Consider the following 17,089-nt stretch of genomic DNA (forward strand, 5'->3'; position numbering starts at 1 on the left):
CGCTGCGGCGCCCCTTTATACTTTCGCCAACACCCCTTTGGCGATCTGCAGATCCTGAATCGCCAAGCCGGTGAGATCGGCGATGGTGATGTGCTGCGGCTCGCGTCGTACCCGCCCTCCCTGCGCCAAGACGGCGCCCATTTCGACGATTGGCGTTGAAATCAGCCTGTTTTGCCGATAAGCCGTCGCGATCTCACCATAGTCCGCGCACTGCGTCAGGGCATCGACCAGCAGCGCGTCTGCGTTGGCCACCAAATCGGTCGCCAGTTCCTGTTTGCCGGGCGCGTCGGCGCCCACGGCGGTGATGTGCGTGCCGGGCCGAATATCCGCCGCCTGCAATATCGGTTCGCGGCTGGGCGTGGTGGTCACGATCAGCCGACAGTGCGCTGCCAGTTCCGCCGCATTCTGCGTAACCCGCACCCGAAAACCCTCGGCTTCGGCATCGCGCCGATACGCCGCCAGCGCCTGTTCGTCTCGTCCCCACACCCATACGTCTCGGCAATCGGTCACCGGTTTCAGGCATTGCAGCTGCAGCCGCGCCTGCAGACCCGTGCCGACCATGCCGATCGCCTGAATATGCGGCGTTGCGCACAGCTCGGCGGCGATGCGGCCGGCCAGGGCGGTGCGCAACGCGGTCAGCCAACCTTCATCCTGCAGCAGCGCCTGCGGTTCGCCGGTCTGGGCGGAGAACGCCATCACCAGCCCCTGATTGCTCGGCAGGCCGTGTTCGGCGTTGCGATAGAAACCGGCGGAGATCTTGACCACGAACAGTTCGTCACCTTCCAGCCAGGCGGACTTGATGCAGCAGTCGCCGGCGGCACGCTCGAACAGGAAATGCTGCACCGGCGGTTGTTGCACTCGCTGTTGCGAGTAGGCGATAAAACCCTGCTTCAGCAGCGGCGTTATGGTCTCGGCGTCGAACGCGGCGAGGATTTGCTGCCGATTAAGGATGTGCATCGGCGATGGCCTTGAGGTATTTCTCCAGCACGATGTTCTTGCCGCACAGTACCACCGCTACCTTTTTACCCTGGTATTCCGGCGCCAGTTTGATCGCCGCCGCCAGCGCCACGCCGGCCGCGCCTTCGATAATCCAGCGATCGCTGGCGGCGATCCGGCGCATCGCGTGTTTGATCTCTGCTTCGCTAACCAGCACTTTGCGGTCGATCAGCTGTTGGCACAGCGGAAAGGTCACGGCGCCCGGCTCGACGCCGCCGGCGGTGCCGTCGGACAGGGTTTCTTGCTCTTCCACCGGGAAGATATGGCCCGCTTCCAACGCGCTGTACAGGCTGGTGGCGTTTTCCGGCCAGCAGGCGATAAGCTGCGTGTTCGGCGACAGTTGCCGCAGAACGGTGCCGATGCCGGCGATATAGCCACCGCCGCCCACCGCCACGAACACCGCGTCCAGATCGGTGAGTTGTTCAACCAGCTCCATGCCGCAGGTGCCCTGGCCGGCGATCACCTGCTCGTCGTTATACGGCGAGATATAGGTTTTTCCCTGTTCGCGTGCGGCCTGTTCCCCCGCCAGTTCGGCGTTCAGCGCATCGCCCGGCACCAATTCCACGGTGCCGCCCAGTGCACGAATGGTGTCGAGCTTGATGCTCGCGGCCGTCTCTGGCGCATAAACCGTGACGCCAACCCCCATCAGGTACCCCGCCAGGGCGACCGCTTGGCCGTGGTTGCCGGTTGAGGCGGCGATCACGCCGCGCCGGCGTTGCTCGTTATCCAGCAGCCGCAGCTTGTTGCTGGCGCCGCGAAATTTAAAGGAACCGGTGTGCTGCAGGTGATCGCATTTCAAATACAGCTCGCAGCCCAATTGCTGAGAAAGCAGTACGCTGCGCTCCAATGGCGTGACCCGCACCTGAGGGCGCAGTTGCTGATGGGCAGAAACAATGGCATCGAAGAGGGGATTCATACCGGCTCCAGAATTTATTGGACTTAAAAATCCAGTTTGTACTTTTTTGTATTGATTGTAAACCCTGCCATCCGACCGGCAGGTAAGCCGGCCAGCAAACGGCAATGGCCGGAGAAGAGCATCGGGTTGGCGGTGAAAGTAATCATTAACCTGTCGTTTAGCGACACGATTTTTTATTTATTTGCGTTAAGAAAGGCGCTGCCGCTGAATTATTTTGATCAAGTAAATGAGAATGAAAAAATAGCGCTCGCGGCATCTGCCTATACGGCATGGGCACCGCTGAGTTTCACTGCCTGGAATACGGCCGCCTACCCGGGCGTTTATTTCCTGCCGGCGCCGCCGAGCGGCTTAAATGATAAGACGCTGAAAAATAATTGCGCCAAAATGCCCCCGAGCGCCTCTCGCTGGCCATATGAAACGCTGCCGCCGATCCGGTAAGATGGCCTTTCAGTGCCAGCATGCGCAGGAGAGCCGCCATGAGCCATCGGGAAAAACAACTGACTTTCGACCCACGCGGGCATCAGTTAACCAATATCAACGTCTGGACGCCGGACAGCCAATGGCTGGCTTATGACGTGCGCCCGCGCGGCGCCTCTTTCACCGGCCTGAGCATCGAGCGGGTTAACGTCGCCAGCGGCGCGGTGGAAGTGGTTTATCGCGCCCAGCACGGCGCACACGTCGGCGTGGTCACGGTCAGCCCCGATGCGCCGGCGCGTTACGTCTTCATCCACGGCCCGGAACACCCGGACAGCGCCTGGCAGTATGATTTTCATCACCGCCGCGGGGTGATCGTCAGCGAACCGGATCGCGAGTTGGCCATTACCCTCGACGCGCTGGATATCACGGCGCCCTACACGCCCGGCGCGCTGCGCGGCGGCAGCCATGTGCACGTTTTCAGCCCGGACGGCAGCCGCCTCAGCTTTACCTACAACGATCACGTGATGCATGAATGCGATCCGGCGCGCGATCTGCGCAACGTCGGCGTGGCTGTGCCGCTGCACGGGGTCAATCCGCCGAAACAGCATCCCCGTGAATATGACGGCAGCCACTATTGCGTGCTGGTCAGCGAGACCGTGCCGCAGCCGCAGCCGGGCAGCGATCAGATCAATCGCGCCTACGAAGAGGGCTGGATTGGCCGCGAAGGTTACCGTAAGGCCGACGGCAGCCGGCAGCGCTGGGCGCTGGCGTTCATTGGCGATACGTTGTCCGCCGCCGGAGAGAAACTGCCGGAGGTGTTTATTGTCGACCTGCCGGAGAACGACGCCGATTACGCCAGGGCGGGCGCTTTGCCGCTGCAGGGGACGGAAAGCGAGCTGCCGGCGCCGCCGCTTGGCGTCAGGCAGCGGCGGGTAACCTTTACCGGGGAGCGTCGTTTTCCGGGCGTCGCCGGTGCGCCGCGCCATTGGCTGCGCAGCTCGCCGGACGGCAGCCAAATCGCATTTTTGATGAAGGATGACGGCGGCGTGGTACAGCTGTGGACGGTGTCGCCGAACGGCGGTGAGCCGCGCCAGGTCAGCCGCGCCGAGCATGACATCCAGTCGGCGTTCAGCTGGCACCCGCAGGGCGGGGCGATAGCCCTGGTGTGTGACAACAGCGTGATGCTGTGTGAGGTCGCCAGCGGCCGCCTGCAGCGTTTAACGCAGCGCAGCCTGCAGCCGCCGTCGGGAGATGCCGTGGTGTTTTCGCCGGATGGCAAGAAAGTGGCGTTTATGCGCGAGATTGCCGGATTCAACCAGATCTTTGTGGTTGAGGCGTAAGGCGGGCCTGATGGCCCGCTGCGTGCGTGATTAGTGTGTGGCGGTGCTGTCGTTGCCTTCGCCGGGGTTGCCGGTTGCCGCCAGATTCTGCTGCTCGCTGCGCAGGATGCGCGCTTTTGGCGAGTCTGCGGTGGCGTCATTGCCTGAACGCAGATAGTCGTAAGGCAGCAGCACGGTATCCATCACTGCGGAGAACGGGAGATCCAGCGCCACCAGCGGCATCATCGCCCAGCTGGTGTTGTCGTCCTTCAGCATGTCCACGCTGGCGCGGGTGCCGGGATAGTAACCCTGATTCGGGCCGGTATGGCTCATCACGCTGGAGCAACCGCTGGTCGCCAACAACATGCAGCCCGTCGCTATCGCTTTCATCGTCGTCATTAATCCATCCTGCAGGGTTGCTGTGCCCCTAAATTAAGCTGATTTATAACATCCTGTTGCTGCTTTAAAAGAAGCAAAATCCCGCTCTGTGGCGGCTCTCTCACTTTAGTGTAAGTGGTAAAAAAACTTTCACCTAACCGAAAAGCGCTTTTTTTGATCCTCGCCCGTTGAATTGATGAAATCAACCCCCATTTTATCATCAGAGCCGGATTGAGAATTTGCCGTAAGGGAATTCTGGCTTAATTAGCCTGTCCAGAATGGAAGGCGTATTTATTTCAACCTCGCTGAAGTGCCTTAGGAGGCTGTTTTATGCGTAATTTCGATCTTTCTCCACTATACCGTTCCGCCATTGGTTTCGATCGCCTGTTCAACGCGCTGGAGGCCGGCCAGAGCCAGGGCAACGGCGGTTATCCTCCTTATAATGTCGAGCTGGTGGACGAAAATCATTATCGCATCGCCATTGCGGTAGCCGGGTTTGCCGAGCAGGAGCTGGAGATCACCACGCAAGATAATCTGCTGATCGTGCGCGGTGCGCACAATAACGAACCGGCAGAAAAAACCTATTTATATCAGGGCATCGCTGAGCGTAATTTCGAGCGTAAATTCCAGCTGGCTGAACATATTCAAATTAAAGGCGCCAAACTGGAAAACGGCCTGCTGTATATCGATATGCAGCGCATCGTGCCGGAAACATTAAAACCGCGCCGTATCGAAATTAAATAATTCCCTTTTCGCCGGCAGGAACGCTGTCGGCAAATATGCAGTAACAATCCGCCTGCCGTCAGGGGGCTGAATAAACACATCTCGCTTAATGAAAGGAGTTGTTCCTATGCGTAATTACGATCTATCCCCGCTTCTGCGTCAATGGATTGGTTTTGATAAATTGGCCAGTTCAATGGGCGGCCAGGAACCCCAGGGGTTCCCGCCGTATAACATCGAGAAAAGCGATGACAATCACTACCGTATTTCTCTGGCGCTGGCCGGTTTCCGGCAGAGCGAACTGAATATCGAAGTGGAAGGGCCGCGGATGACCGTCAGCGGTAAACCCACGCCGCCGGAAAAGCAGGTCGAGTACCTGCATCAGGGGCTGGTGTGCAAAGAGTTCCAGTTGACCTTTACCCTGGCGGAGCATCTGCAGGTGTCCGAGGCCAAATTTGAAAACGGCCTGCTGCACATCGATCTGGTGCGTCAGGTGCCGGAAGCCTTACAGCCGCAGCGCATCGCCATCGGTGCGACGCCGGAGCTGGAAGCCAAATAACCGACTGAAAAACGGTCATCATCATGCGGGGGAGATCCAGACGGATCTCCCCCGTTGCGTTATGTGGCGCACGCCACAGTCCCCCCGACAGTCCGATGTCATAATCCTTATTAATTGTGTGTCTTTGGCCGCAAATTCCCTCTTCAATTTTGGCAAGGATGTGACCTATGAGCGATATCGCCCTGACCGTCAGCATGTTGGCGCTGGCGGCCGTCATTGGGCTGTGGATGGGGAACTGGAAGCTGTACGGCGTCGGGCTGGGCATCGGCGGCGTGCTGTTCGGCGGTATTCTGGTCGGCCACTTTGCCCAGAGCGGGCAAATCAGCCTGAATGGTGACATGCTGCACTTTATCCAGGAGTTTGGCCTGATCCTGTTCGTTTACACCATCGGCATCCAGGTCGGTCCCGGTTTCTTCTCTTCGCTGCGCGTCTCTGGTCTGCGCCTCAACGCCTTCGCGGTGCTGCTGGTACTGACCGGCGGCGTCGTGGCGGCGGCGGTGCACAAGCTGTTCGACGTGCCGCTGCCGATCATCCTCGGCGTGTTCTCCGGCGCGGTCACCAACACCCCGGCGCTGGGCGCCGGTCAACAAATCCTGACCGATCTCGGTTCCGATCCGGCGTTGGTGGACGGCATGGGGATGGGCTACGCCATGGCCTACCCGTTCGGCATTTGCGGCATCTTGCTGGTGATGTGGCTGATCCGATTGGTTTTCCGCATCAACATCGAGCGCGAGGCGCAGGCGTTTGAAAACAGCCTGGGCAATCAGCGTGAGCTGCTGCACACCATCAACGTGGCGGTGCGCAATCCCAACCTGCAGGGCATGGCGATTAAGCAGGTGCCGTTGCTCAACGGTGAAGCGATCGTCTGTTCGCGCCTCAAGCGCGGAGAGCTGCTGATGGTGCCGGCGCCACACGAGCGGCTGGAACTTGGTGACTACCTGCATCTGGTGGGCAAGCGTGAAGATCTGGAGAACGCCCGGCTGGTGATAGGCGAAGAGGTGGACGCCTCGCTGTCGACGCGCGGCACCGCGCTGCAGGTGGTGAGGGCGGTGGTGACCAACGAGCAGGTGCTGGGCAAGAAAATCCGCGATCTGAACCTGAAGCAGAAGTATGACGTGGTAATTTCACGCCTCAACCGCGCCGGCGTCGAGCTGGTGGCCGGCAGCAACGTGACGCTGCAGTTTGGCGACATTCTCAACCTGGTCGGCCGGCCGGAGGCCATCGACGCGGTGACGGCAATCGTCGGCAACGCCCAACAAAAACTGCAGCAGGTGCAGATGCTGCCGGTCTTTATCGGCATCGGCCTCGGTGTGCTACTGGGCTCCATTCCGCTGTTTGTGCCCGGCTTCCCGGCGGCATTGCGGCTGGGGCTGGCCGGCGGGCCGTTGGTGGCGGCGCTGATCCTGGGGCGCATCGGCAGTATCGGCAAGCTGTATTGGTTTATGCCGCCGAGCGCCAACCTGGCGCTGCGCGAACTGGGCATCGTGCTGTTTCTGGCGGTGGTCGGTTTAAAATCGGGCGGCAATTTTATCGATACGTTGCTGCACGGCGAGGGGCTGACATGGATTGGTTATGGCGCGTTAATCACCGCCATTCCGCTGCTGAGCGTCGGTATTCTGGCACGCACGGTGGGCAAGATGAACTACCTGACGCTGTCCGGCATGCTGGCGGGATCGATGACCGATCCGCCGGCGCTGGCCTTCGCCAACGGTCTGCATCCCACCAGCGGCGCTGCCGCGCTGTCTTACGCCACCGTGTATCCGTTGGCGATGTTCCTGCGCATCATGTCGCCGCAGCTGCTGGCGGTGCTGTTCTGGACGTTGTAGTGCGGATCGTCTACAGCCGATAAGGCATCAACACGCCATTGTCAGTGCCGAAATCTTTGGGGTTGCGGGAGATGAGCATCCGGAATCCCACCTGCGCTGTGGCCCAGATAATGGCGTCTGGCAGTTTCACATGCTGTGAGTGGCGCAGTTCTACGGCGCGTTCAGCGACTTCATCGGTAATAGGCAGCAGCAGAAATTGCCCTAAAAACTGACGTGTTTTCAGCTCCAGTGCCGGACCCTGTTTTTTAGCACCTACCATCACTTCCATCCAGGTGATGGCGCTGATGGCCGGATTGATGTGATACTCGACCAGAACGTCCCTGGCTTGAGGAATGCCGTTGAGATAATCGATCAGGATATTGGTGTCGAATAACGCCCGTTGAGCCACCATTATTCCCACTCCTCGCGCTGACGATTTTCGTACTCCACGCCATCTCCCATCGCCCCGGACCAGAGCCCGAAAGCGTTGCTGGGATCTTCCACGTGGTTCTCCGTCAGATAGCGGGAGACTGCTTGACGAATGATCTCGGCCCGCGGAACGTGGCGGATATTTTTCAGATTATCGAGCTGCCGCAGGTCTTCTTCAGGTAAATCGATCACGATGCGAGTCATCGTTGGCCCTCCAAAAAAAGATATACGATATATGCATCGTATATCTTTGTCGGTCAATTTTCAATCAGTCGGCGTTAGCCTTTCTGATGTGCGCGCTCGATCTCTTCCGCCAGAATAGCCACGCCGCGCTCGATTTTCTCCGGATCGGGCACGTAGTTCATGCGCATGCACTGGTGGGTATGCGGCCAGTCGTGCTCCAACCCCGGGAAGAAGTAGTGGCCCGGCACCATCAGCACGCCGCGCTTTTTCAGGCGCTGATACAGCACTTCGGTGGTGATCGGCAGATCCTTGAACCACAGCCAGAGGAAGATAGCCCCTTCCGGTTTGTGGATCAGGCAGCGCTCCGGCGACAGGTAGCGGCGAATAATCTCGATGGTGTGCTCGACGCGCTGTTTGTAGAACGGGCGAATTACCTCGTTCGACAGGCGCAGCAGATCGCCGCGCGCGATCATTTCCGTCGCCATCGCCGGCCCCATGCTGCCTGGCGACAGGCTGATGATGCCGTTCATGTTGGTTAGCGCGGTGATCACCTTCTCGTCGGCGATCACGATGCCGCAGCGCGAGCCCGGCAGGCCGAGCTTGGACAGGCTCATGCACAGGATGGTGTTCGGGTTCCACAGCGGCGTGGCGTCGCTGAAGATGATGCCGGGGAACGGCACGCCGTAGGCGTTGTCGATCACCAGCGGAATATCACGCTGCTGCGCCAGCAGGTCGAGCTTCATCAGCTCTTCGTCGGTGATCACGTTGCCGGTCGGGTTGGTCGGCCGTGAAACGCAGATCATGCCGATGTCATCGCCGATGGTGAGATGTTCGAAATCGACGTGATACTTGAACTGGCCGTCCGGCAGCAGCTCGATGTTCGGTTTGGCGGAGACGAACAGCCCTTCGTCCAGCCCGGCGTCGGCATAGCCGATATATTCCGGCGCCAATGGGAACAGCACGCGGCGGCGCGAACCGTCGGCGTAGCGGCCGGCGAACAGGTTGAACAAGTAGAAAAACGCGCTTTGGCTGCCGTTAGTCAGTGCAATATTCTGTGGCGAAATCTCCCAGCCGAGCTCGTCGCGCAGCAGATTGGCCAGCGCTTTCAGCAGCGCGTCTTTGCCTTGCGGGCCGTCGTAGTTGCACAGCGCCTCGGTCAGTTTGCCCTGGTCGAGCATCTCCTGGCACAGCTGTTTGAAGTAGGCTTCCATCTCTGGGATCTGCGCCGGATTGCCGCCGCCGAGCATGATGGCACCGGGGGTGCGCAGGCCTTCGTTCAGGTCGTCCATCAAACGGGTAATGCCCGCATAACGGGTAAATTTTTCGCCGAAAAGTGAGAAAGTCATAGGTGTAGTAGTACTGTTTTTTAGCAGGTAATCCCCCACCATACCGCCAGACAAATCCCGCTGCAATGCGGCCGACAAATCGGCCAATGGGCAAAAACTTCGCTCATTGGCCGATTGGTAGCATATTGCGCTGGATTATTGTGACCGTTCGCCGGCCCATACCACCATCACCTTATCGTCGCCGAGCCGACGGCTGAAGGCATAGTAGGCGGCATGCGGCTGCGGGGTTTGCACGCCGCCGCCGATCGCCGGATGGCGAGCGCGGAACTGCCCTAACCGTTGCCAGTGGGCCAGCAGCGGGGCTTTTTCTCCCTGCAGCTCACGCCAGTTCATGTCGGAGCGGGTACCCTGCAGCGGATCGGAACCGGTTGGGCCGAGCGGGCGGCCGCTTTCATCGCCGTAGTAAATCTGCACCGCGCCCGGCGCCAGCAACAGCAGGTTCGCCGCCCGCTGTTGGCGAGGCAGCGAGCCTTTGGCGTCGCTGGCGAAGAACAGCCGGGTGTCGTGTGAAGAGAGATAGCTCAGCACGTTGAAATCCTGCAGCCGCTCGGCCATCTGCCGGTAGGTGGCATCGATGTCAGCAAAGCAGCCCAGCGCCTGCGACGCCTGGTCCTGGAAATCGAAGTTGATCATCGCGTCGAAGCCGTTTTGGTAATAGTCGCTTTTCATCACCCCGTGGCCCCAGGCCTCGCCAGTCATCCAAAACGGCGCATCATCCAACGCCTGCTGCGGATGCTCCGCTTTCCATGCCGCCAATGCCGCCGTGGCGCGCTGTTTCAACAGCGCCAGCGTCGGTTTTTCCACGTGCTTGGCGGTATCGACGCGAAAACCGTCGATGCCGTAATCGCGCACCCACTGGCTGAGCCAGACGGTCAGGTAATCGCGGGGGGTGGCGCCGGGCATGTCGCGCGCGGCGGTGTCGGGTTTGTGGCGATAGAACAGCGGCAGGCCGCTGGCGCCGGGCGCTTCGGTTTTGATATCCGGCAGGAAGGCCAGTGACATCGTCAGATCGTCATAGCCCGGCGCGTCATAGTCGCCGATGTCGGTGCGGATCCAATTTTTCCCCCACCATGGGCGCCAGCCCGCCTTGTCGCTGAAGTTGATGTAGTCGTTGAAGCTGTGCCAGTTTTGCCCTGGCCCGGGGCGCCAGTCGCTCCAGTTTTTCCCCAGGGTTTTCTCCACCTCTGCGCCTTGCAGATACAGCGAGCCGAAGTGGAACGTCTGCATATCCGCCAGCGTGGCGTAGCCGACGTGGTTCACCACCACGTCGAACAGAATGCGAATGCCGCGGCGATGCGCCTGCTCGACCAGCGTGCGCAGCTCCTGTTCGGTGCCCATGTTGGCGTCGAGGCGAGTCCAGTCCAGCGCGTAATAGCCGTGATAGGCGTAATGCGGGAAATCACCTTGGGTGCCGCCGCCGACCCAGCCGTGGATCTGCTCCAGCGGCGAGCTGATCCACAAGGTGTTGACGCCGAGCTGCTGCAGATAATCCAGCTTCTGCGTCAGGCCGGCCAGATCGCCGCCGTGAAAGGTGCCTATTTCCTGCAGGCCGTCGCTGCGGCGCCCGTAGCTGTGGTCATTGGCCGGATTGCCGTTCTCAAAGCGATCGGTCAGCACGAAGTAGACCGTGGCGTTATGCCAGCTGAACGCCGCCGGTTTCGCCGTGGCGGCGGATTCCAGCAGCAACAGGCCGCCGCTGGCGGGGGCGGGCTGCAGCGTGATTTTTCCCTGGCTCACCTGCGCCGTTTGGCCGGAATAGAAATCGCGCAGCGTTTCGCCTTCGGTGAAGGTGGAGGTGACGTCGACCGTGACCGGCTTACCGTCCCAGCGCGGGCAGCTGCGGACGGCAACGGCGGCGCTTTCCGGCACGCTGCTTAGGCTGAGCTGCAGCGTCGGCGTGCCGCTGCGCGTATCGACGCGCACCTGATAGTCGCCGGCGCGGAACTGCCGCCAGCTGACCGGCGGGTTGGCGCCGCACGGGTGCAGCGACAGCGTCTGGTTAAGTTTTATCGCCTCCGCCGGTTGCCAGCAGTGGTTATCCTGATACAGGCGCAGCGGCAGCTGGCCTTTGGGCAGCGTGGCCTGGCTGGTGAACAGCCCGGCGGCCGTTTCGTCGAGGGCCGGGAAACCCGGCAGTGTCCAGCTGGCCAGCGCCGAAGGCGACAGCAGCATCAATAAGGGCAGGGGTAATAGTTTCATGGCTCTCCTTACGCGCGGCAGGAAGCGTTTTTCTAGCAGGGTAGCGCCCAGTGTGGCAAACGACGGAAAAATGGCCTCCTCCCTGCGAGGGTTTTTCGAGGAGGAGAGGAAGGGCGGAGCGTTTTCGGATTGATTCGGCTTGGCTTTGTGCGCGCGCTGCGGCAGATTAAACGGTGAACATCAAAGGAGGTTAGCGATGACGGACAAAAACTGGCGAGAAGAGATCGTTCAGGCAATTCAGGATGCCGAATTGCAGCACTTCGCCGAAGAACATCAGCTGCAGGCGCTGTTCGCGCCGCAGCAGGAAGAGCAACACGGCCGGTTATCCTCAGACCACCGGCCGCGCTGAGTTATTTCCGCAACAGCTGCGGGTTGACGCAGTTTTCTTTCACCGTGCCGGTCAACGCGGCGATCAAATTATCCACCGCGCAGGCGGCCATGCCGTAGCGCGTTTCATGGGTGGCGGAGCCGATGTGCGGCAACGCCACCACGTTCGGCATGCTGAGCAGCGGCGAGTTGGCCGGCAGCGGCTCTTTCTCGAACACATCCAACCCGGCGGCGTGGATCACGCCGTTTTGCAGCGCTTCGATCAGCGCCTGCTCATCCACTACCGGCCCGCGGCCGGCGTTGATCAGAATGCCGCTTTTCTTCATTTTCGCCAGCTGTTCGCGGCCGATCATGTGGAAGGTTTGTTCGGTCAGCGGCAGCGTGATGCAAACGAAATCCGACTCGGCCAGCAGGGTATCCAGATCGCAGCGACGGGCGTTGAAGCGTTGCTCAGCCTCTTCGTGCGTGCGGCGGGCGTTGTAGAGCACCGGCATGCCGAAGCCGAAGTGCGCGCGCTGCGCCAGCGCCAGGCCGATGCGGCCCATGCCGAGGATGCCGATGGTTTTGTGGTGCACGTCGACGCCGAACCAGTCCGGCCCGATGCTGCCGCGCCATTCGCCGGCCTTCACCCGCTCCGCCACTTCCACCACCCGGCGCGCGGTCGCCAGCACCAGGCTCATGATGGTGTCGGCGACGGTTTCGGTCAACACCGTCGGGGTGTGCATCAACAGCACGTTATGGGCGTTGAGCGCCTCGACGTCGAAGTTGTCGTAGCCGACGGAAACGGTCGAGGCCGCGCGCAGTTTGGGCGCCTGCTGCAGGAAGGCTTCGTCAATTTTACCGCCGGAACCGATGATCCCTTCGGCCTGCTGCAACGCCTGGCGCAGTTCGTCGCGGTTCTCCGGCTGCAGGCCGTTGAAGGCGTGCACGGTGAAGTGCTGTTCCAGACGTTCAAGCAGATCGGCGGGCAGGCTTTTGTACAATACGATAGAAGGCTTCATCACGAACTCCAGCTGGGCCAAAGGGGGCATGGTGCCCCCCCGGTTGGGTTAACAGATAAAAAGTATAACTGGATCAAGCCAATTGCGGCTGGATCTCGTTGCGGGCGGGCTTGACGATCAGCGTCAGCACCACCGCCACCACCAGTGCGATGGCCATGAACATGTAGGAAGCCGCCGGGCTGCCGGTGGCGCCATTCAGATAGCCGACGAACCACGAACCGAAGAACGAACCCAGCGCGCCCATGCTGTTGATCAGCGCCATGGCGCCCCCGGCAACGTTTTTCGGCAGCATTTCCGGAATGATGGCGAAGAACGGCCCGTAGGGGGCGTACATCGCGGCGCCGGCGACCACCAGCAGGCCGTAGGAGATCCAGAAGTGGTTGGCGCCGACGGCGTAAGAACCGAAGAACGCCAGCGCGCCGATCAGCAGCAGCGGCCAGACGAACAGCTTGCGGTTTTGCATTTTGTCCGACGCCCAGGAGACCACGATCATGGCGATGGTTGCCGCCAGGTAAGGCACCGCCGACAGCCAGCCGGCTTCCACCATGCCCATCTGCATGCCGCTGCGCAGGATGGAAGGCAGCCACAGCACGAAGCCGTACACGCCGATGCTCCAGGCGAAGTACTGCACGCACAGCAGGATCACGTTGCGTGAGCGGAAAGCTTCGCCGTAGTTGCGCACGGCCTTGATGCCTTTTTGCTCTTCGTCCAGCTGCTGCTGCAGCGCCTGTTTCTCATCGGCGCTCAGCCAGCCGGCCTGCGCCGGTTTGTCTTTCGCCAGCACCCACCAGCAGAACGCCCAGATAACCGCCGGAATGCCCTCGATGATGAACATTTCACGCCAGCCGAAGGCGTGGATCAGGTAACCGGATACCACCGACATCCACAGCACCGTCACCGGGTTGCCGAGGATCAGGAAGGTATTGGCGCGTGACCGCTCCGATTTGGTGAACCAGTTGCTGATGTAGATCAGCATCGCCGGCATCACCGCCGCTTCCACCACGCCGAGGATAAAGCGGATGGCGGCCAGCATCGGAATATTGCTGACCACGCCGGTCAGCGAGGCGCAGCCGCCCCACAGGATCAGGCACCAGAAGATCAGTTTTTTGACGCTGCGACGTTCGGCGTAGATGGCGCCGGGAATTTGGAAGAAGAAATAACCGAGGAAAAACAGCGCGCCCAGCAGCGAGGCCATGCCTTTGGTGATGCCGAGATCTTCATTGATGCCGGCGGCAGAGGCGAAGCTGAAGTTGGCGCGATCGAGATAGGCCAGGCTGTAGGTGATAAACACGATGGGCATGATGTACCACCAGCGTTTGGCCGCGACAGTCGCTTTGTTCATGTTCAGTATCCTTCAGTGGTGTTGCATCCCCTTCGCCCGGCACGCTGGGCGTGAAAGACGAAGGGGCAGATGCTCTCCCGACGCGTCCCGGTTGTAGGGCCAGAGGCTGACGTCATGCGGAGAAGTCGTTTTTTTTATTGTTATTCGGCCAGCGCCGCACGGGTCGGCAGGCCTTCGCTGTCGCCGATGGCCTGGATCGCCAGCGAGCCGATTTTGTTGCCGCGCTGCACCGCCTGTATTAGCGTTTTGCCTTCCAGCAGGGCGCTGAGGGTGCCGACGGCAAAGCCGTCCCCGGCACCGACGGTATCCACTACGTTGTCGACCTTGACCGCGGCCACTGTCGCCTTATCGCCGGCGGCGGTTTTAAACCAGGCGCCGTCCGGGCCGGTTTTGATGATCACCGCCTGCACGCCGCGCTCCAGATAGAAATCGGCGATGCCTTCCGGCGTCGACTGGCCGGTGAGGATCTGTCCCTCTTTCAACCCCGGCAGAACCCAGTCGGCGGCGAACGCCAGCTGGTTCAGCTGCTCGATCATCACCTCGCGGCTGGGCCACAGCACCGGGCGCAGATTGGGATCGAACGAAATGGTTTTACCCATGGCACGCATCTCGCGCGCCGCATGGTGGCACAGCGCCAGCGACTCGCTGGACAGCGCCGCCGCCACGCCGCTCAGGTGTAGGTGGCGCGCGGAACCGAAATACTCGCGGTTGAAATCGGCAATCGACAGGTGGCTGGCCGCCGAGCCCTTGCGGAAATACTCCACACTGGGATCGGTACCATCGGTGGTTTTGGATTTCACCTGAAAACCGGTGGGGTAGTGGCCGTCGACCGTCACCTGCCGGTAATTGATGCCTTCTTTTTTCAACTGCTGCAGGGTGAAGCGCCCGAACGAATCGTTGCCGACGCGGCTGACCCAGCCGACGTTCATACCCAGACGCGCCAGGCCGATCGCCACGTTCAGTTCGGCGCCGGCGATGCGTTTGGTGAAGGTTTCCACCTCCGCCAGATCGCCGGTTTGTGCCGCCACGAACATCGCCATGGCTTCACCCAGCGTGACCACATCCAGGGGCGCCTGCTGCGCCGTCGTTGCCGTTAACGTTGTCATCATGGGGTTACTCCGCACGCAAGATATTGACGTAATGGCGGGTGACGGCTTCCAGGTCATCGCCCTGCAACGGGAATTCGATACCGCGCGGCGCATCGTGCGGCAGGCGGGCCAACAGGTCGCGCCAGCTGCCGTCGGTCTCGTCCAGCGCGATGGCGCGCCAGCCGCGCGGGCCTTGGGTGGCGGCTTTGACGTGCACGTAACCGACGTGGCGGGCCAGGCGTTCGGCGGCGGCGAAGGCGTCTTGCCCCACCCACAGCCAGTTGGCCATATCGAAGGTCATGCTGACCGGCAGGTGGCTATCTTCCGCGGCGTGGAAAAAGGCGTTCAGCATCGACAAAATGCCGCAGTCCGGCGTTTGGTCGTTCTCGACCACCAGCTTGACCGGGTGTTGCTCCAGCGCCACTTTCAACTCGGTAAAATCAAAGCCGGGGCGGAAATGGCCGAGGGAGAGCTTCAGCTGGCGCGCGTTCAGCGCCTGCGCTTCCGCCAGCAGCGCCGACAGGTTGGGGTTCAGCGTATGTTGCGGTGTGAACAGCGCCTCAGGGGCGGAATAGACGGCGAACAGCTGCTGGCGATCGATCTCTTGCGCCAGCGCCGGCAGGCTGTCCAGTTCACCGGCGGTGAACAGTTCGCGGCGGATCTCCACTCCGTCGGCGCCCGCGCCGGCGATGATGGGCAACAGCGCGCGCTGGCCGCCGTGTTGTTTGACGGTATCGGTGCCGTAGGCGCCGGTGACCACGATGATTTCTGTTTTCATTTTGACTCCTGAGGCGGCATTGTCGCCGCCGCTGCTGTTACCGGTACGTTAAATGGAACCGGTTCCAGCGAAAAGCGACAGAGTGTAAAAATATGATCGCAATCACGAAGCTGAGCAAAAAACAGCCGATTCAGATAGAGGCGGGGCGGTCAACGGCCCCGGAGAAGGTGGATTAGCGGGTGGTGGAGCCGCGGACGATCAGCTCGCCGGAGAACATCTGCTCGCCGCTGGGGGTGGCCAGGCCCTGAATGCGCTGCACCAGCCGCTCCAGCGCCGCGTGTCCCATTTGGTAGGTAGGTTGTTTCAGCGTGGTGATGCCGACGCCCGCCAGCTCCGCCCACTCCAGCTCGTCAAAGCCCAGCAGGCCGATGTCGTTGCCCCACTGGATGCCGAGCCGACGCATGGCGCGCGCTACCTGCAGCGTCAGGGCGCCGTTGGCGGAGATCACCGCTTTGCGCATGCCGCGATGGCGGCCGCTGAAATCGCTCAGCACCTGCTCCAGCTTCTGCCGATCGTTGAGCGGCGTTTCGGCCTGCTCCGCCAACAGCGCGGGGTGCTGCGCCATGGTATGTCTGAAAGCGTGCAGGCGTTCGAGACGGGTATTGACCGTACCGAGCGGCTCGCTGAGGAACAGGATCGCTTCGAAACCTTGTTGCAGCAGGTGTTCGGTGGCGACGGTGGCGGCTTCGCGGTTGTTCAGGCCCACCACGTCGCAGGCGAAGTCGGGGATTTTTCGATCGATCAGCACCATCGGCAGCATCGACTGTTGCAGCGTGGATAATGCTTCCTCGCGCATGCCGACCGCGTTGACCACGATGCCTTCTACCCGGTAACTGCTGAGCAGCTGCAGGTAGTGCTGTTCCTGATTGACTTCGTTGTTGGTGTTACACACCAGCAGGGTAAAACCGTGTTGACGGCAGGCGGCCTCGATGCCGCGCATCACGTCCACCGAATAGGGGTTGGTGATATCGGCGAGGATCAGGCCGATCAGGCGGGTCTGGCCGCCCTTCAGGCTGCGCGCCATCTGGCTTGGCCGGTAGTCGAGCTGCTGGATAGCCTGTTCGATGCGCTGTTTGAGATCGTCGGAAAGCAGGTGCTGTTCACCATTCAGATAGCGCGACACGCTGGTCTTGCCGGTTTTGGCGATGCTGGCCACATCGCTGATGGTAGCGCGTCCTGAGGTGCGCGTTGCCTTGCCTGTGCTCACAGCCGATCCCTCCTGCGGTTAATTGCCAAGGAGACTACCATACCCGATGTGCGAGCGGGAATATTGAAGGATAAGGAGA

The 17,089-nt window shown here is 61.0% G+C and carries 18 protein-coding genes; 6 read left to right on the plus strand and 12 right to left on the minus strand.

The window, feature by feature from the left end; all coding sequences use genetic code 11:
- Nucleotides 1-15: 15 nt before the first annotated feature.
- Together ACJ8J4_RS17225 and ACJ8J4_RS17230 are read right to left on the minus strand one after the other, a co-directional pair.
- Nucleotides 16-957, minus strand: coding sequence for an ornithine cyclodeaminase family protein (locus ACJ8J4_RS17225; protein WP_264383767.1), 942 nt, complete (start codon nucleotides 955-957; stop codon nucleotides 16-18).
- Nucleotides 944-1,912: a threonine/serine dehydratase gene (locus ACJ8J4_RS17230; RefSeq protein WP_089181466.1), complete on the minus strand. Its 969-nt coding sequence runs from the start codon at nucleotides 1,910-1,912 to the stop codon at nucleotides 944-946. Before ACJ8J4_RS17230 ends, ACJ8J4_RS17225 begins: the two co-directional genes overlap by 14 nt.
- A 36-nt stretch (nucleotides 1,913-1,948) precedes the next feature.
- On the opposite strand from ACJ8J4_RS17230, the gene ACJ8J4_RS17235 reads away from it, so the two are divergent.
- Both ACJ8J4_RS17235 and ACJ8J4_RS17240 read left to right on the plus strand, forming a co-directional pair.
- Complete coding sequence (locus ACJ8J4_RS17235) at nucleotides 1,949-2,350, plus strand: hypothetical protein (protein WP_197828570.1); 402 nt, start codon at nucleotides 1,949-1,951, stop codon at nucleotides 2,348-2,350.
- 38 nt (nucleotides 2,351-2,388) lie between these two features.
- Nucleotides 2,389-3,669, plus strand: a complete 1,281-nt coding sequence (locus ACJ8J4_RS17240; RefSeq protein ID WP_261456740.1) for a DUF3748 domain-containing protein — start codon at nucleotides 2,389-2,391, stop codon at nucleotides 3,667-3,669.
- 30 nt (nucleotides 3,670-3,699) lie between these two features.
- On the opposite strand, the gene ACJ8J4_RS17245 is transcribed toward ACJ8J4_RS17240, so the two are convergent.
- Entirely contained in the window at nucleotides 3,700-4,047 is a 348-nt protein-coding gene (locus ACJ8J4_RS17245; RefSeq protein ID WP_016929593.1) for a YceK/YidQ family lipoprotein, read from the minus strand.
- Between the two features lie 309 nt (nucleotides 4,048-4,356).
- Between ACJ8J4_RS17245 and ibpA the strand changes: the two genes are divergently transcribed.
- The 3 genes from ibpA to ACJ8J4_RS17260 all read left to right on the plus strand — a co-directional run bounded on the left by ibpA (nucleotide 4,357) and on the right by ACJ8J4_RS17260 (nucleotide 7,131).
- Nucleotides 4,357-4,770 carry a small heat shock chaperone IbpA gene (ibpA, locus tag ACJ8J4_RS17250; RefSeq protein WP_004933919.1) on the plus strand — a complete coding sequence of 138 codons (414 nt, stop codon included), beginning with the start codon at nucleotides 4,357-4,359 and terminating at the stop codon, nucleotides 4,768-4,770.
- A 106-nt stretch (nucleotides 4,771-4,876) separates the two neighbouring features.
- Complete coding sequence (ibpB, locus tag ACJ8J4_RS17255; RefSeq protein ID WP_264383768.1) at nucleotides 4,877-5,305, plus strand: small heat shock chaperone IbpB; 429 nt, start codon at nucleotides 4,877-4,879, stop codon at nucleotides 5,303-5,305.
- Between the two features lie 167 nt (nucleotides 5,306-5,472).
- Nucleotides 5,473-7,131, plus strand: a complete 1,659-nt coding sequence (locus ACJ8J4_RS17260) for a putative transporter (RefSeq protein ID WP_025304765.1) — start codon at nucleotides 5,473-5,475, stop codon at nucleotides 7,129-7,131.
- 10 nt (nucleotides 7,132-7,141) lie between these two features.
- Here the strand turns inward: ACJ8J4_RS17260 and ACJ8J4_RS17265 are convergent, their stop codons facing one another.
- The 4 genes from ACJ8J4_RS17265 to ACJ8J4_RS17280 form a co-directional block, all read right to left on the minus strand.
- On the minus strand, nucleotides 7,142-7,522 hold the full coding sequence (locus ACJ8J4_RS17265; protein ID WP_025304766.1) for a type II toxin-antitoxin system VapC family toxin: 381 nt from the start codon (nucleotides 7,520-7,522) through the stop codon (nucleotides 7,142-7,144).
- Nucleotides 7,522-7,743: a ribbon-helix-helix domain-containing protein gene (locus tag ACJ8J4_RS17270; protein WP_025304767.1), complete on the minus strand. Its 222-nt coding sequence runs from the start codon at nucleotides 7,741-7,743 to the stop codon at nucleotides 7,522-7,524. The genes ACJ8J4_RS17265 and ACJ8J4_RS17270 overlap by 1 nt, the downstream gene beginning before the upstream one ends.
- Nucleotides 7,744-7,817: 74 nt before the next feature.
- Complete coding sequence (locus tag ACJ8J4_RS17275) at nucleotides 7,818-9,068, minus strand: valine--pyruvate transaminase (protein ID WP_049207110.1); 1,251 nt, start codon at nucleotides 9,066-9,068, stop codon at nucleotides 7,818-7,820.
- Nucleotides 9,069-9,203: 135 nt separating this feature from the next.
- Nucleotides 9,204-11,267 carry an alpha-amylase gene (locus ACJ8J4_RS17280; protein WP_264383769.1) on the minus strand — a complete coding sequence of 688 codons (2,064 nt, stop codon included), beginning with the start codon at nucleotides 11,265-11,267 and terminating at the stop codon, nucleotides 9,204-9,206.
- 196 nt (nucleotides 11,268-11,463) lie between these two features.
- Between ACJ8J4_RS17280 and ACJ8J4_RS17285 the strand changes: the two genes are divergently transcribed.
- Nucleotides 11,464-11,616 carry a hypothetical protein gene (locus tag ACJ8J4_RS17285; protein ID WP_162837931.1) on the plus strand — a complete coding sequence of 51 codons (153 nt, stop codon included), beginning with the start codon at nucleotides 11,464-11,466 and terminating at the stop codon, nucleotides 11,614-11,616.
- Nucleotide 11,617: 1 nt separating this feature from the next.
- Here the strand turns inward: ACJ8J4_RS17285 and ghrB are convergent, their stop codons facing one another.
- From ghrB to ACJ8J4_RS17310, 5 genes are all read right to left on the minus strand, one after another.
- On the minus strand, nucleotides 11,618-12,595 hold the full coding sequence (gene ghrB, locus ACJ8J4_RS17290; RefSeq protein WP_049204664.1) for a glyoxylate/hydroxypyruvate reductase GhrB: 978 nt from the start codon (nucleotides 12,593-12,595) through the stop codon (nucleotides 11,618-11,620).
- Between the two features lie 73 nt (nucleotides 12,596-12,668).
- Nucleotides 12,669-13,937, minus strand: coding sequence for an MFS transporter (locus ACJ8J4_RS17295; protein WP_033639091.1), 1,269 nt, complete (start codon nucleotides 13,935-13,937; stop codon nucleotides 12,669-12,671).
- 140 nt (nucleotides 13,938-14,077) lie between these two features.
- Nucleotides 14,078-15,043, minus strand: coding sequence for a sugar kinase (locus ACJ8J4_RS17300; protein ID WP_049207119.1), 966 nt, complete (start codon nucleotides 15,041-15,043; stop codon nucleotides 14,078-14,080).
- A gap of 7 nt (nucleotides 15,044-15,050) precedes the next feature.
- Nucleotides 15,051-15,803, minus strand: coding sequence for a sugar phosphate isomerase/epimerase family protein (locus ACJ8J4_RS17305; RefSeq protein ID WP_025304773.1), 753 nt, complete (start codon nucleotides 15,801-15,803; stop codon nucleotides 15,051-15,053).
- A 172-nt stretch (nucleotides 15,804-15,975) separates the two neighbouring features.
- Nucleotides 15,976-17,010, minus strand: a complete 1,035-nt coding sequence (locus ACJ8J4_RS17310; RefSeq protein ID WP_025304774.1) for a LacI family DNA-binding transcriptional regulator — start codon at nucleotides 17,008-17,010, stop codon at nucleotides 15,976-15,978.
- Between the last annotated feature and the right edge of the window lie 79 nt (nucleotides 17,011-17,089).

It is taken from the genome of Serratia sp. CY47280 (assembly GCF_052168655.1).
Lineage (GTDB): Bacteria > Pseudomonadota > Gammaproteobacteria > Enterobacterales > Enterobacteriaceae > Serratia > Serratia bockelmannii.

Bases quoted from the DNA above. Each gene is read 5' to 3' on its own strand.
- ACJ8J4_RS17260 (WP_025304765.1), top strand. From the start codon at position 5,473: ATGAGCGATATCGCCCTGACCGTCAGCATGTTGGCGCTGGCGGCCGTC.
- ibpB (WP_264383768.1), top strand. From the start codon at position 4,877: ATGCGTAATTACGATCTATCCCCGCTTCTGCGTCAATGGATTGGTTTT.
- ACJ8J4_RS17225 (WP_264383767.1), bottom strand. From the start codon at position 957: ATGCACATCCTTAATCGGCAGCAAATCCTCGCCGCGTTCGACGCCGAG.
- ACJ8J4_RS17285 (WP_162837931.1), top strand. From the start codon at position 11,464: ATGACGGACAAAAACTGGCGAGAAGAGATCGTTCAGGCAATTCAGGAT.
- ghrB (WP_049204664.1), bottom strand. From the start codon at position 12,595: ATGAAGCCTTCTATCGTATTGTACAAAAGCCTGCCCGCCGATCTGCTT.
- ACJ8J4_RS17265 (WP_025304766.1), bottom strand. From the start codon at position 7,522: ATGGTGGCTCAACGGGCGTTATTCGACACCAATATCCTGATCGATTAT.
- ACJ8J4_RS17295 (WP_033639091.1), bottom strand. From the start codon at position 13,937: ATGAACAAAGCGACTGTCGCGGCCAAACGCTGGTGGTACATCATGCCC.
- ACJ8J4_RS17300 (WP_049207119.1), bottom strand. From the start codon at position 15,043: ATGACAACGTTAACGGCAACGACGGCGCAGCAGGCGCCCCTGGATGTG.
- ACJ8J4_RS17270 (WP_025304767.1), bottom strand. From the start codon at position 7,743: ATGACTCGCATCGTGATCGATTTACCTGAAGAAGACCTGCGGCAGCTC.
- ACJ8J4_RS17275 (WP_049207110.1), bottom strand. From the start codon at position 9,068: ATGACTTTCTCACTTTTCGGCGAAAAATTTACCCGTTATGCGGGCATT.
- ACJ8J4_RS17230 (WP_089181466.1), bottom strand. From the start codon at position 1,912: ATGAATCCCCTCTTCGATGCCATTGTTTCTGCCCATCAGCAACTGCGC.
- ibpA (WP_004933919.1), top strand. From the start codon at position 4,357: ATGCGTAATTTCGATCTTTCTCCACTATACCGTTCCGCCATTGGTTTC.
- ACJ8J4_RS17240 (WP_261456740.1), top strand. From the start codon at position 2,389: ATGAGCCATCGGGAAAAACAACTGACTTTCGACCCACGCGGGCATCAG.
- ACJ8J4_RS17245 (WP_016929593.1), bottom strand. From the start codon at position 4,047: ATGACGACGATGAAAGCGATAGCGACGGGCTGCATGTTGTTGGCGACC.
- ACJ8J4_RS17280 (WP_264383769.1), bottom strand. From the start codon at position 11,267: ATGAAACTATTACCCCTGCCCTTATTGATGCTGCTGTCGCCTTCGGCG.
- ACJ8J4_RS17305 (WP_025304773.1), bottom strand. From the start codon at position 15,803: ATGAAAACAGAAATCATCGTGGTCACCGGCGCCTACGGCACCGATACC.